Origin of the sequence: Desulfamplus magnetovallimortis (assembly GCF_900170035.1) — a bacterium.
In the GTDB taxonomy this organism is placed as follows: Bacteria; Desulfobacterota; Desulfobacteria; order Desulfobacterales; family Desulfobacteraceae; genus Desulfamplus; species Desulfamplus magnetovallimortis.
Map to the genome: position 1 here is coordinate 526,965 of NZ_LT828541.1, position 12,977 is coordinate 539,941.

General features: G+C 39.4%; 7 protein-coding genes. 3 read left to right on the forward strand and 4 right to left on the reverse strand.

What is annotated here, in order from left to right; genetic code table 11:
* Positions 1–118 precede the first annotated feature (118 nt).
* Positions 119–1,120, forward strand: coding sequence for a potassium channel family protein (locus MTBBW1_RS06355; RefSeq protein WP_080800755.1), 1,002 nt, complete (start codon positions 119–121; stop codon positions 1,118–1,120).
* Here MTBBW1_RS06355 and MTBBW1_RS06360 read toward each other — a convergent pair.
* Positions 1,107–3,359, reverse strand: coding sequence for a CHASE2 domain-containing protein (locus tag MTBBW1_RS06360; protein WP_080800757.1), 2,253 nt, complete (start codon positions 3,357–3,359; stop codon positions 1,107–1,109). The genes MTBBW1_RS06355 and MTBBW1_RS06360 overlap by 14 nt on opposite strands.
* Positions 3,360–3,428: 69 nt before the next feature.
* Here MTBBW1_RS06360 and MTBBW1_RS06365 point away from each other — a divergent pair, with 69 nt between their 5' ends.
* Positions 3,429–3,611: a hypothetical protein gene (locus MTBBW1_RS06365; protein ID WP_139786683.1), complete on the forward strand. Its 183-nt coding sequence runs from the start codon at positions 3,429–3,431 to the stop codon at positions 3,609–3,611.
* Positions 3,612–3,738: 127 nt separating this feature from the next.
* Here the strand turns inward: MTBBW1_RS06365 and MTBBW1_RS06370 are convergent, their stop codons facing one another.
* Positions 3,739–7,236 (reverse strand): response regulator, encoded by a 3,498-nt coding sequence (locus tag MTBBW1_RS06370; protein WP_080800765.1) that lies wholly within the window; start codon positions 7,234–7,236, stop codon positions 3,739–3,741.
* A 165-nt stretch (positions 7,237–7,401) separates the two neighbouring features.
* Here MTBBW1_RS06370 and MTBBW1_RS06375 point away from each other — a divergent pair, with 165 nt between their 5' ends.
* Positions 7,402–8,490, forward strand: a complete 1,089-nt coding sequence (locus tag MTBBW1_RS06375; RefSeq protein ID WP_080800767.1) for an ATP-binding response regulator — start codon at positions 7,402–7,404, stop codon at positions 8,488–8,490.
* On the opposite strand, the gene MTBBW1_RS06380 is transcribed toward MTBBW1_RS06375, so the two are convergent.
* Both MTBBW1_RS06380 and MTBBW1_RS06385 read right to left on the reverse strand, forming a co-directional pair.
* Positions 8,441–11,251, reverse strand: a complete 2,811-nt coding sequence (locus tag MTBBW1_RS06380) for an ATP-binding protein (protein ID WP_080800770.1) — start codon at positions 11,249–11,251, stop codon at positions 8,441–8,443. The genes MTBBW1_RS06375 and MTBBW1_RS06380 overlap by 50 nt on opposite strands.
* The gene (locus MTBBW1_RS06385; protein ID WP_080800773.1) at positions 11,248–12,756 is read right to left on the reverse strand and encodes a bifunctional metallophosphatase/5'-nucleotidase; all 1,509 of its coding nucleotides are present in this window, start codon (positions 12,754–12,756) and stop codon (positions 11,248–11,250) included. Before MTBBW1_RS06385 ends, MTBBW1_RS06380 begins: the two co-directional genes overlap by 4 nt.
* Between the last annotated feature and the right edge of the window lie 221 nt (positions 12,757–12,977).

Consider the following 12,977-nt stretch of genomic DNA (forward strand, 5'->3'; position numbering starts at 1 on the left):
ATCAGCAGAAGCCTTTTCCGTCAAGAAAAGTGTAAAGTACTTTTGGGGTCATATGAAGGATGGGCATAGATATTACTATTTTCTTGATTTTTAATTATAGTGAGGTTAATAAAATTCCATGAATAAACTTCGACAACTCATAATATCTACAACCGCATCCTTAATGGTCTTTGCCATGGGAACTTTTGGGTATATGTTCATTGAAAAATGGGATCTTATGGATTCCATTTACATGACTGCATTGACTCTAGGTTCTGTGGGCTACAGTGAAGTGCATCCATTGAGTTTTAATGGCCGTATATTTACAACAATACTCATTATTTCCGGTGTCGGTCTTGTAATGTATCTTGCAGGTGTTGTGGTTCAGTTTGTGGTAGAAGGAGAAATCAGAGCCATCCTCGGGAGAAGAAAATTGGATAAAAGCATCAACAGACTTAAGGATCACTACATCATCTGCGGATATGGTCGAATTGGCCGGACACTTTGCCGACAGATAAATGAAGAATCAGCCCAGATTATTGTTCTTGAAAAAAGCGAAGAGCTTGTCCCTGTACTTGAGAAAGACAAAATGCTTTATATCCAAGGAGATGCATCCAGTGAATCAACTCTTATCAAAGCCGGGATTCATAGAGCAAAGGCCATTGTCACTGCACTTGCCACAGACACTGATAATGTTTTTCTGGTTCTAACAGCCCGTCAGTTGAATCCTGATATCTATATCATGGCAAGGGCTGGCAGCCAAAACGTCAAAAGTAAACTTCTGGCAGCCGGTGCCAACCGTGTCGAATCTCCCTATGACGTTGGTGCGGTATCAATGGCACTGAAACTTTTAAGGCCAAGTGTCAGCAATTTTCTTGACATAGCACTCTCCAGAAAACAGAGAGCCATTCAGATTGAAGAGATAAGAATCTCACCCAAATCCAAGATCATCAACATCATGCTAAAGGATTCAGGAATACGCCAGAATTACAATCTTATAATAATTGCAATAAAGAAAAAAGATGGTGAGATGATATTTAATCCTTCCTTTGAAACATTTATGGAAGAGGGTGATACTGTAATTGCAATGGGACGTGCAAGCAGCCTGAAACAGTTCAACGAAGAGCTTAATCCACAGTGATGCTGACTGTCGTCTCTCTGCTCATCTGCTCTGACACTTTTATTAGATGCTCCTCTTCAAGGATAAACGCATCCACAATATCAGGATCAAAGTGCCTCCCCTTGCCTTGTAAAATTATATCCTTTGCCTTTTCATGATCAAAATCACCATCTGCTCTTTTCATTTTTCTGATAAGGGCATCATAAACATCTGCAAGTGCCATTATCCTTGCAGAAAGTGGGATCTCCTTGCCTTTAAGGCCGTGATTATAGCCGCTGCCGTCCCATTTTTCATGGTGATAACGGATGATCTCCCTGGAAATTGCAAGAAAAGAGCTATTCATCTCAACATCTGAAGCCTTCTCTGCCTCGCATATTGTCTGCCACCCATATTCAGTATGTTTTTTAACCTCATTGAACTCTTCTTCTGTAAGTTTCCCTGCTTTAAGAAGAATTGCATCTGGAACAGCAACCTTGCCGATATCATGCATAGGTACAGATCTGTGCATCATCTCAATGGTTTCATTGTCAAGTTGATCTGCATAGTCGGGGTGAAGCGAAAGCCTTTTTGCAATAATTTTTACAAATTGCGCTGTTCTTCTGATATGGAGACTGTCTTCCCCGTCCCTTTTTGTTGCAAGACAACTTATTCCCATGATGGTAAGATTCTGGGCATCACCCATCTGCCTTGCTTTCTGCAGTATATTTTTCTCTCCAATGCGGAAACGCAGTATGCTTAGAAATAAAAAAGTGGTCAGCATCACAAGAAAGGGGTATAGCGTTGATATTACAACATTAATGCTATGAATAAATTCCAGTTGGCATAAAAAGAGCAAAAAGATCATAAGCGCAAGGGATGCAAGACACAACATGGGACTTAAGCGAACCATAATAAGGGTTGAAATCAAGCCTGTTATAATTGTAAAAAAGAGTTCCAGTCCCCTGCTCCAAACCGGTCGTGATAAAAAATTTTTGTTTATTATATTATCTGCAATTGTTGCATGGATATTGACCCCGGGGCAGACCGAACTTAACGGGGTAAAGTGAAAATCTCCAAGGCCAGATGCAGATGTCCCGAGAAAAACCATTTTTCCTTTCAATGTTTTGGAGTTAACCCTGTGGTTCAGAAGATCAGATGCCGAAAGGATTTCAAAAGGTTCATTGGGCGCTCTGTAATGAATCAGAAGTTCTCCATCACTTGTGAGGGGGATAAGGGTCTGATTTATTCTCAATCCTTCTATTCCTGATGATGAAATTTCTATAATAACCTTATTGGCATTCATCTGCTGCATAACAGTGGCAAGAGCAAAGCCAGGGAAAAAATATCCATTATGGCTTGTAATCAGGGGAACCCTACGAATAATACCATCGCTGTCAGGAAGCATATTGATAAAGCCTGTACCTGATGCTGTCTCTGTAAAAAGATCAAGAGGTGCAAGGAGTGAATTCCATTGGGAATTTTTTATGCTGTAATTATCAAAATTTCCATCAGGTGAACGTATCAGTGTATCAAGGGTATGAACCAAACGCTCTTTGACATTAACTTTGTTTTCATTAACTTTGTTTTTATTATGGAAATGGGATATTGACTGCCTTGAAGGGTCTCCATGAAAATCACTGTTTCCATTTTCATGGTGCAAAGCAGGTGATGGCAAGATGGTTAAATTCTTTGGAAAAAGGTTTTTAGGATAAGATGTGATAAATTTTGATGCAAGAATAAATTTTGCGTTTTTCAATGCCCGTGCCATCATAAGATCATTATCCTGAAAATCATGCGGGATATTTTCAAATGAATATTGATTGCCTGTTCTTGATGCCAAATCTTTAAGCACCCACGAAGGAGATGTTCTATCAGGCTCGGTGAAAAGTATATCAATGCCCACAGAGCCGGGCTTTGCATCACCTATGATGTCAAGAAGCTCTGCAACAAGGTATCTTGGCCAGGGCCACTGACCCATCTCATTGAGGCTTTTGTCATCTATATCAACAATAACCGGCTGGGGAGTACCTTTGCTTTTAATGCCTTTGTGCTGTAGATCATAAATTTTCTGATCAAGAAAAGAGAGAATTGATGGTTGATATAGTAAAATCAGAAAAAAGGTGCAGGTAATAAAAATCCCTACAACAACCATGCTGTTTTTTTCAGTCAGATGTTGGAGAGCCTTACCGTGAAAATTAAGAAAATTAAAGCGGTTTTTTTTAAGATGCGGGTTTGAGAAATAGCTCTGTATTTTATTTTTAAAACTGTTTTTATTCTGCATTTTTTATCCTGCATCAGATATATCATTCCAGATTAAACGGGCATGGCTGCCATCCAGCTACCCCCGAATATGAAAAATTGTATCCATTTCCACGGTAAAATATTTTTCGGTATGAATGGTAGGGGCACGGCGCGCCATGACCTTACAAGAAAGCTATTTGTCTGGAAAGCATTTGTCTGGAAAGCACTTGTCCGGCAATCTACTCAAAATCGACATCTTATTGCTTTTTCAGAAGTTATTGCAGTTGTCTGAACCAGGATAACCAGGATGGATAGGATGCTCAGGATAGATAATCCTGCCTTATCCTGTTAATCTTGGGAATCCTGATTCAGACAGTGTTGACAAGGCTTACAAGATCATAGGTGTCGACTTTGAGAATCTATAATTTCACCAGAATATCTTCGACAATGGAACCTGCATCCTTGAATTTGTACCGTGACAGAAAAGAACCAATTTTATCCATATCTGTTTTAACAAAAGCAGGGTATCCTTTTTCAAGAATATCATTAAGGATTTCCCTGCATTTTTTAGGTTTTCCTGATCTGAGCTCCGTTATCAATATTTTCAGGGCAGAAATAAAAAGCTCTCTATCTTTATCAGAAAATTCAACTGCGGCTTTCATCTCAGTGTAAGTTTCTTTTCCCATTACATGGGTAATAGCAGATTTTTTATCTGTAAGCCCATTTTCAATAAAATTTTCTTTTATATTACAACTGTTTTCTTTATCTACAATATATTTTTCTAAGAGTCCAAAAAGCTCGTCAGGCTCAATGGGTTTGGATATATGATCAACCATGCCGGCAGCAAGGCTTTTTTCTCTGTCGCCTGCCATGGCATGGGCTGTCATGGCAATTATGGGAATATGCGCATAATTTTTATCTTGGCTGATGGTTGATGCTGCTTCAAGGCCATCCATTTCAGGCATCTGGATATCCATCAGAACAATATCAAACTTCTTTTTCCTGATTTTCTCTATGGCATCTTTGCCATTTTCTGCAACATCGGTAATACACCCTTTTGCTTTAAGAATTTCCACAGCAATTTCTTGGTTAAATGGACTATCTTCGACAACAAGAATCCTGCTGCCACAGAGCTTCCCCAGGCTTTTATCGCTATTGGAGATTGAAGCAGGAGTGTGGTTAAGTGAGACCTTTTCTGATTTATCATCAAGATCAACATCATTTCCAAATCCTTGCAATATCTGTTTTTCACAAGCAGAAGAGTCTTTTTCATCGCAATAATCAGATTGATCTTTATAGGGATGCTTCACCACACCAAGCAGAACCGTAAAAATAAATGTGCTTCCCTCTCCCAAAGTACTCTCTACACGGATATCGCCACCCATCAGATGAATAAGCTTTTTGCATATGGCAAGTCCAAGACCTGTTCCTCCATATTTTCTGGTTGTTGAATCATCTGCCTGGCTGAACGCTTTAAAGAGTCTTTTATTCTGCTCGGGGGCAAGTCCAATGCCGCTGTCTTTTACTGAAAACTGGATAAGGGCTTTTTCACCATCTTCTTTTGTGGCATACTCCATTGATCTGTTGTAAAAGTCATTGTTACTGTGAAATTGATTTAATGGCTTATCATAAGGGTTATTATTATCAGGGTAATTAATACGCTGTACAAGGATCTCAATTTTTCCATGTTCAGTAAATTTTACGGCATTGGCAGTCAGATTAAGCAGAACCTGCTTCAGTCTCAAAGGATCTCCTGAAAAGATGGCCGGCAGATCAGAATCAACATGGAAAGAGAATTCAAGTCCCTTTTCCTCTGCTTTTAGCAGCATAATGCTGTAAACATGGTCAAGAATCTCTTTAAGATTAAAACTAACTATATCTATGTTAAGCTTTCCTGCCTCAATCTTGGAAAAATCAAGAATATCGTTTATAACGCCAAGAAGAGATCTTGCCGAAATATCAATCTTTTCAAGGTAGTCTCTCTGGCGGGGAGACATTTCAGACTGAAGTGCAAGCCATGTCATTCCCATTATTGCATTCATGGGTGTCCTGATTTCGTGGCTCATATTGGCTAGGAACATGCTTTTTGCACGGGTTGCCTCTTCTGCAGTATCTTTTGCCTGTTCCAGCTCCTCCATTGTTTTAAGCAGTGCAACCCTTGATCTTGCAAGCTCATTTACCTTATTTTTAACTGCCTCTTCAGCATTATGTCGATCTCTGATATCTTCGACAGTAACAATAACCTCGGAAGGTGTGCAAGATGGATCCACAGGCTTGAAGATGATTCTCAAAAAATTATATTCACCGCTTTCATCAAATCGGTAACGGCCTTCAAATTCTGCCTGCTCTCCTGCAATGGCTTTATTGAGAGCAGTTTTTATCTGTTTATCCCTGCCGTTTTTAACAGGATTAAATCCAATGATGTAACGTTTTGAAATACCAATCAATTTGATCAATGTATCATTGCAATTTTTTATTACTCCATCGCTGTCTATGAGAAGGATTCCAACAGGAGAATTTTCAAAAATTGTGCGATGATGAAGTTCGCTTGTCTTTAGCTGCTGTTCAGTTGCTTTGCGCTTTAGATTTGAAGATATTAATTCCGCAAGACTGTTTACAAAAAACTGCTCCTCTTCCTGAAGGGAAAGAAGCTCGTGGAAATTTATAACAGGAGATAAAATTGCAATTGTACCTTTATTAATACCATCAAGAACAATATCAGATTTAAAAAGTTCCTTTGTAAATTCCCATTGATCTGTACTGTAATCCCTGCCGTTAATATCAAGCCTTACAACAGTTGTTCCGGAATGGTCAATGGCCTCTTTCACAAGGGATATCAACTCACTGTAAAGGTCGTTGTTGGTAAACTCGGCTTTGTTGAAAAGCTCGGAGGCTCTGTAAAGGCACTGTATGATTTTCATACGTTGTTTCATGCCTGACACAAGGGATGTACTCTGTTTGAAGATCTTTTGCCGGTCTTCAATTATGCAGCGTATGCTTTTTTGTAGTGATTCAAGTTCATTGCATGAAAATTTATAGACAGGAGTATATTTTTCGGCAATCTTAAGAGCAGGATCCATTTGCCCGTCAATTTTAAGGGCGGAGTCCTTTTGCTCGCCAGTTTTAATGGCAGGATCATTTTTCCCGTCAACTTTATAAGGCTTTGTCTGGTCAGTCATGCCAGAATAGTCAGGTAGATCATTTTTGCCTGCTCCAAAAAAATGATCAATTTCCAGCAAATCCTGTTTTATTCCTGAAACCTTACGGCGGGTCACAAAAAAAATAACAGCGAGAATAGAGGCCAGCAAAGCTGCATTTTGTATTATGAAGCGCTTCAGGCTTTCTGACAAAATATTATCTCTGTCTGTGGCAACTTTTTCAAGATAATCAAAATTGAATCCTGCAATGACAACATGATCACCTTTTTTAACCATACTTGCAGTGTTAAGGGTTTTTCTGCTGGCAAAAGTTGTGGAAGCTCTTATTTCTGAAAACTGAGCATTAAAAGTATATTTTTTCCCATTCTCAAGTGTTGATATACGTTGAACAAGATTTTTAAACTCAACTTCAGACAGGCTGAAATTTTCTTCCAATGATTTTGTCAGAAGTTCAGAAGAGGAAGGAGATATGATTATATATTCATACCCATCAGGTTCAAGAAAAAAGAAGTTGCTAATTTCATTATACGGCAAGTTATAAGATGCGTAGTTTTGAAGAATTCCACCTTCAAAAAGCTTGACACTGTTGTCAAGCAATACCTTAAGTTTTTGCCTCTGATATTCAAAAGATGTTTCCATGCCTGCCATGGAAAGGGTCTCTTTAATTTTTGTTTTATATGTCACTCCGGAGAAAAAAATTGTCAATATATTTGATAACAAAACAACAAAGAGGATATAACCGGTAAAAAGGCGAATCATGTTGAGTTTTATCTCCCTTTGTAGTATAGAATAGTTACTTTTCTAAACCTTAATGGCTGGATTTAAAGGTTTACATTATCACACAGTTTGCTGATGATACAGCATAAAATACATACAAAAAACTAAGCCCCTGCTGTAAACACCATAAAAAAAGAAATTAAAAAAATGACAAAAGATAGAAAAAAACCAACTGTTCTTGCTGTGGATGATGTTCAGGAAAATATTGAGATCCTTTTGGAAATCCTTGATGACATGTGCGAGGTGGCAGTTGCACTGGATGGATTCAGTGCCCTTGAGATTGCATTTGCCACAAAGCCAGACCTCATTCTCCTTGATATCATGATGCCTGAAATGGATGGGTATGAAGTCTGTCGGAGACTTAAGCAGGATAAAGCTCTTAAAAAAATACCTATTATCTTTATCACAGCCCTTGACAGCAGCGAGGATGAATCAAGAGGACTTGCAGCCGGTGCCATTGATTATATAACAAAACCATTTAATCCTGATGTTGTAAAAGCCCGTGTAAAAAACCATCTGGCACTTTATGAAGCTTCAAAACTTCGGGAAGATATGGAGCAGATAATGCGCCATGATCTTAAAAATCCTTTGATGTCAATTATCAATGTTCCCCAGTTGATAATGATGATTGAAGAAAAATTATCCCCTCAATCCGTGGAGCTTCTTGAACAGATTGAAGCATCGGGACAAAAACTTCTCTCCATGATAAATCTTTCACTTGATACTTTTAAAATGGAGCAGGGCTTTTATTATTTGCAGCCTGTAAGAGTAGAACTTGTCTCTCTTTTAAACAGAATTATCAAGGAGCAGTGCTGTGCCATCAAAAAAAGAGCCGAGATCCTTATGACAATTGATGGCAAACAGGCAGAAAGCTCAGATACATTTGGAGTCTCGGGAGAGAGCCTTTTATGTTATACAATGTTTTCCAACCTGTTGAAAAATGCCATTGAAGCAACACGCGGAAAAGGCAGAATTACCATCACACTGAAAAGCGTTTTTCCAAGGCAGATATCCATTCATAATCCTGGTGCTGTCCCTGAAGATATCAGAAATACATTCTTTGAGAAATATGCCACATCAGGAAAAAAAGGGGGAACCGGCCTTGGAACATATTCTGCTTTCCTGATCGCCCAGACCCTTGGAGGAACAATTCAGATGAAAACATCTGAAGATACAGGGACTTTGATTACTGTTTTTCTTCCGGTTTTTGATGAAAGCCCTCATATATCGCATTAATGATTTTAAGCGCATCCGAAAATTTGTATCTACCCACTGCCCTCTCCAGCGATTGGAGCAACTTAGCTGTATCCTCAGGCCATACATACATTTTTATTTCAGAAAGAATCTCTTTGCACAGCTTTGGCTTTGCCTTTTTTACATTGGGTTCAAGCTGGTTTAAAAAGTTCTTCAGGATATCAATATCTGCAACAGGCATATTATTTCCAACAGGCACATTGTTTCCAACAGGCATATTATTTCGAACAGGCATATTATTTCGAACAGGCACATTATTTCCAACAGCCTCATTATTAAGCTCAATCTCTCCGTATTTGGCTGTTTTAGTAAGGCTTTCATCTCTTGATTGTGCAGGTGAGCAGCCATTGCCATTATGAAGATTATTATGCATTGACTCTTTAATAGCATGATGCCCATCTTTTTTCATAGGAACATCACCTTTCATAGGAGCATCACCTTTCATAGGAGCATCACCTTCCATAGAAACATCACCTTCCATAGAAACATCACCTTTCATAGAAACATTTTTTTCCTTCTGGGAATCTCCTGAAAAAACAGCCTTTTTAAATTTTGCTTCAGGTAGATCTTTTGCCTTTTCGGAAGATATGGATGAGGACAACAACCCCATACCGAACACAGCACTGAAGGAGAATTCACTTCCAACTCCCTGGGAGCTTGTGACACTTATTTCTCCCTCCATCATGGAGACAATATTTTTACATATTACAAGGCCAAGTCCGGTGCCACCAAACCTGCGGGTGGTTGATGAGTCTGCCTGGGAAAAAGGTTGAAACAGTTTTGTAAGTTCTTCAGGTGACATACCAATGCCTGAATCCCTCACAGAGAATAGTAATTTTAATCTATCATCTTCAAGGGGAGAAAAATCCACTGTTATGACAACTTCTCCTTCCTTTGTAAATTTTACGGCATTGCCGGCAATATTGGTCAATACCTGGGTAAGGCGAAGGGGATCTCCTGAAAGAAATCTGGGAAGCTTGTCATGTATATCAAGAACAACTTTAAGATTCTCCTTTTCCGCGGCTTTTACCCTGACGATGGTCAGGACATTTTCCAGAAGTTGGTTCAGGTCAAATGTTATCCTCTCCATACTCATTCTGCCGGCTTCAATTTTTGAAAAATCAAGGATATCATTGATAATGGCAAGAAGGGATCTGGCAGAGACATCTATGGTACTTATATAACGGTGCTGCTTCTCTTCAAGTTCACTTTTCAATGCCAGATGACACATGCCAATAATGGCATTCATGGGAGTTCTGATCTCATGGCTCATTGTTGCAAGAAAGGAACTTTTGGCTCTGCTTGCATCCTCTGCCAGTTCCCTTGCCCTGCTTATTTCATTTATAAAATAGTTAACAGAACGGGCAATGTCTGCAATTTCATCATTACCTTTTTCATCTATAACAGTCTGGCGACCAGCAACCCTTCCCAATACCGCCTTGTTAAGTGCAATCATCCGGACTGTCAGCAGATTCCTGAAATAGAAAAAGACTCCCACAGCAACCATCAGAGCAAGTAATAACAAAAAAATATATATCAGGATGGAGCTTTTAAGATGTCTTGAAAGCATCTCGGCATTTTTTGTGGCACTTTCAACCATTCGGGTAAATTCGGTTATATTGGAGGTGTTGAACTCCACAACAAGACTGCGAACAAAATTTCCCCTGCCGGCACTTTTGCTTGCAATGCGAATACGTTCATGTATTGAAGATATAATACCGAAATCTCCAAACAGAACTGCTTCAAGCCTGTTTCTGAAATGGTCAAACCTTTTAAACATCTCATTGCGGTCAACAATAAGGCAGGTAGCTCCCTGGTAAAATCTAAATTTTAATCCTGATCCGGCATCAAAAATCTGCTGCAAAAGAGAATCCAGAACATCCAGCTCTTTTTTAAGTGTCATCTCAAGGCGTTTGATATCATAAAGGCTTGTCATGAGCATTCCCTGGCCACCATGATCAAGGATATTCTGAGATTTTTGTTCCCATTGCAATATGAGTCTATCTATCTGTTTTTTTGCAAGCGAATCATTTTTGCCGTCAAAGCACCCTTTACTATTATGGTCAGAGATGGATGATGGATTTGAACATGAGGGGATGGCAAAAAGGAGCTTTTCATTATTTTTATGGTCCGGAGTATCTGAAGAATTTGGCCAAGGAGGGCTGACAAAATAATCTCCTTCATTGTTTTCATTGTCAGATGTGGTCGATGAATTTTGACATGAAGTTTTATTAATCTTGCCGGTCAGACAGTCTGCAACAAGAAATTCTTTTTTCAGAAGATACATTGCTTTAAAAGCTTCGTTAACATTAAATATGATCTTTATTCTGGAAGCAACAAGAAGATTGAGATCGTCAATGGCCAACTCAAGGGCATCAAGTTCATCATTAAATTTCTTTTTTCTGGTTTCAACACTTATATTGTTGCTGAGTGTACGGATCTCCATGAAATGGTTCTGGAGCATTTTGTGTGCTATTCTGCGGTCAGGCTCACTCTCTGCTCCTGATAGTCTTTCGGTCTGATAAAGTAACTGACTTAGCATGCTTGTCAGACGGGAACTCATCATAATTCCCGGAAGGGTCTTTTCGGCCATTGAATTCAATGCATTATCAAACTTAAAAAGACCATACAGTGACAGTACGGAAATCATCAGCAGAACAGCCACCATTACAGCAAGTCCACCTCCAATGGTGGCAGCAATTCCATGCCTGTTTCCGTCTGTCTGTTTTTTTAACGATATCATTCAGACACCTGTATTAACCGTCCATCAATGGTTGGGGAAACAGAACTTTTTTCCTGAATATGTGTCCTTAAAATTTCCCACAAAAGCTGACTTGTACGGTGATCTTGCAATATTTTACACTGTTTGAATATCTCATAACCGTCCCCGCCCTGTGCTATAAAATCAAGGGTTGCAACTCTGTAGTTTGCGTCGGGGTGAAGTGGAGCATTGCCTGCCATTACAGATATGACACGCTTGCCTGGAGGAGCTTCTGGCGAGTAACGAACAACAATGCCAGATACATGGGGAAAGCATCCCTTCTCTTCTTCAATTCTGCTTAAACCGTTTTCAAGTGCAATAAGAAGTTGACTTCCTTTAACCTGTATCACTGTACTTGTGTTACGAAATGGCAATTCGCTCTGTATATCACGCCTTGTCAGAATGGTTCCCGGTGGATAAATTTTGTTGCCACGGATACCACCTCCGTTTATCAAGGCAATATCTGCTCCATGCCATGCCCTGAGCGAATCTGCCGCAAGGTTTCCAAAGGCATTTTCACCTGTTCGCACAGCTTTTCGGGTTGTATCAAGAGAAGTCAGAGTTTTGCCAAGCTCCTTATCCATCAACTGGGTAAGATGAGCAAGATAACCATCTATCTGTCTGGCAAGTTCAGGCTCAGGCGGTAAATCCTTTAAAGGAACCATTTTAACACTGTTTGACCAGATTAAATTTTTGTTTATATCTCTGTCAAGCTTAAGCTCCACTGTTACAGCAAGCCTATCATCAGAACCCTGCCTGATATAAAGGCCTTTTTCCGTTGGAACAACCTCGTCCATCCTGGAATCTGACTGAAGAAGTATATCAATGGTTCCATCAGCAAGAAGGCTCTCCCTTTCAGGAATGTTGTAGCCTGTCATGAGAATGACAAGATCAGCATCCATTGTTCGGAGCTTATTTGAAATTTGCTGTATTGTTTCAGAACTGTTTGCAATGGAAATACGCTCGGTGCGAAAGGCAGAAACAACTTCCGGATCAATGATTGCAAAAATACCTATTTTGTATTGGCCATATTCATATAATAGTTGACTTTCAATCCCTTCAAATCTGCCACCATTGCCCATGGGATCAATAATGTTTGCATTTAACATGGGAAATGCAGCTTCATATGTCCTTAGTATAAATTCATCTTCCTTGTATGAGAATTCACGCTTGGCAACTGCCATGGCATCCGGCATAAGAGTGTTGAGAATATCAATCATATGGGCACCACGGTCAAAGGAGGAAAGGGCACTTGGGCCAAGGGAGTCTCCACCGTGGAGAAAAAGAAGGTGTTTGTTCTCCCTGCGTTGTCGAACAAGAAGAGTTGCAAACTCGGAAAGACCGCCTGAATCCTTCCTGGATTCTATGTTGGGCATGTTGGAAATATAAACAAGATTGATATGGAGGGGTTTACACCACAGGAGGTAATTCGGAGAGCAGAAAAACGCCAGTAACAACAAAATAGCTAATCTGATGAAATGTTGCATTGCACTTCCCCTTTAAAGAGTCATGAGTCTGTTAAAAGTTAAAACATTTACAGATTCAATATCAATAAATTCAGGAAGTTACAACCAAAAAAACATGCATGTCATTTTTTAGTAATGAGTCTCAACTCTTCTTTGTTAACTTCTACATTAGAGTGTCTGAATCAGGATTTCCAAGATTAACAAGATAAGGCAAGATTATCTATCCTGAGCATCCTATCCAT

What these genes read in the sequence shown, in the direction of transcription:
- MTBBW1_RS06370 (WP_080800765.1), bottom strand. Translation starts at nt 7,236, where the DNA reads ATGATTCGCCTTTTTACCGGTTATATCCTCTTTGTTGTTTTGTTATCA.
- MTBBW1_RS06385 (WP_080800773.1), bottom strand. Translation starts at nt 12,756, where the DNA reads ATGCAACATTTCATCAGATTAGCTATTTTGTTGTTACTGGCGTTTTTC.
- MTBBW1_RS06365 (WP_139786683.1), top strand. Translation starts at nt 3,429, where the DNA reads ATGAAAAATTGTATCCATTTCCACGGTAAAATATTTTTCGGTATGAAT.
- MTBBW1_RS06360 (WP_080800757.1), bottom strand. Translation starts at nt 3,359, where the DNA reads ATGCAGAATAAAAACAGTTTTAAAAATAAAATACAGAGCTATTTCTCA.
- MTBBW1_RS06355 (WP_080800755.1), top strand. Translation starts at nt 119, where the DNA reads ATGAATAAACTTCGACAACTCATAATATCTACAACCGCATCCTTAATG.
- MTBBW1_RS06375 (WP_080800767.1), top strand. Translation starts at nt 7,402, where the DNA reads ATGACAAAAGATAGAAAAAAACCAACTGTTCTTGCTGTGGATGATGTT.
- MTBBW1_RS06380 (WP_080800770.1), bottom strand. Translation starts at nt 11,251, where the DNA reads ATGATATCGTTAAAAAAACAGACAGACGGAAACAGGCATGGAATTGCT.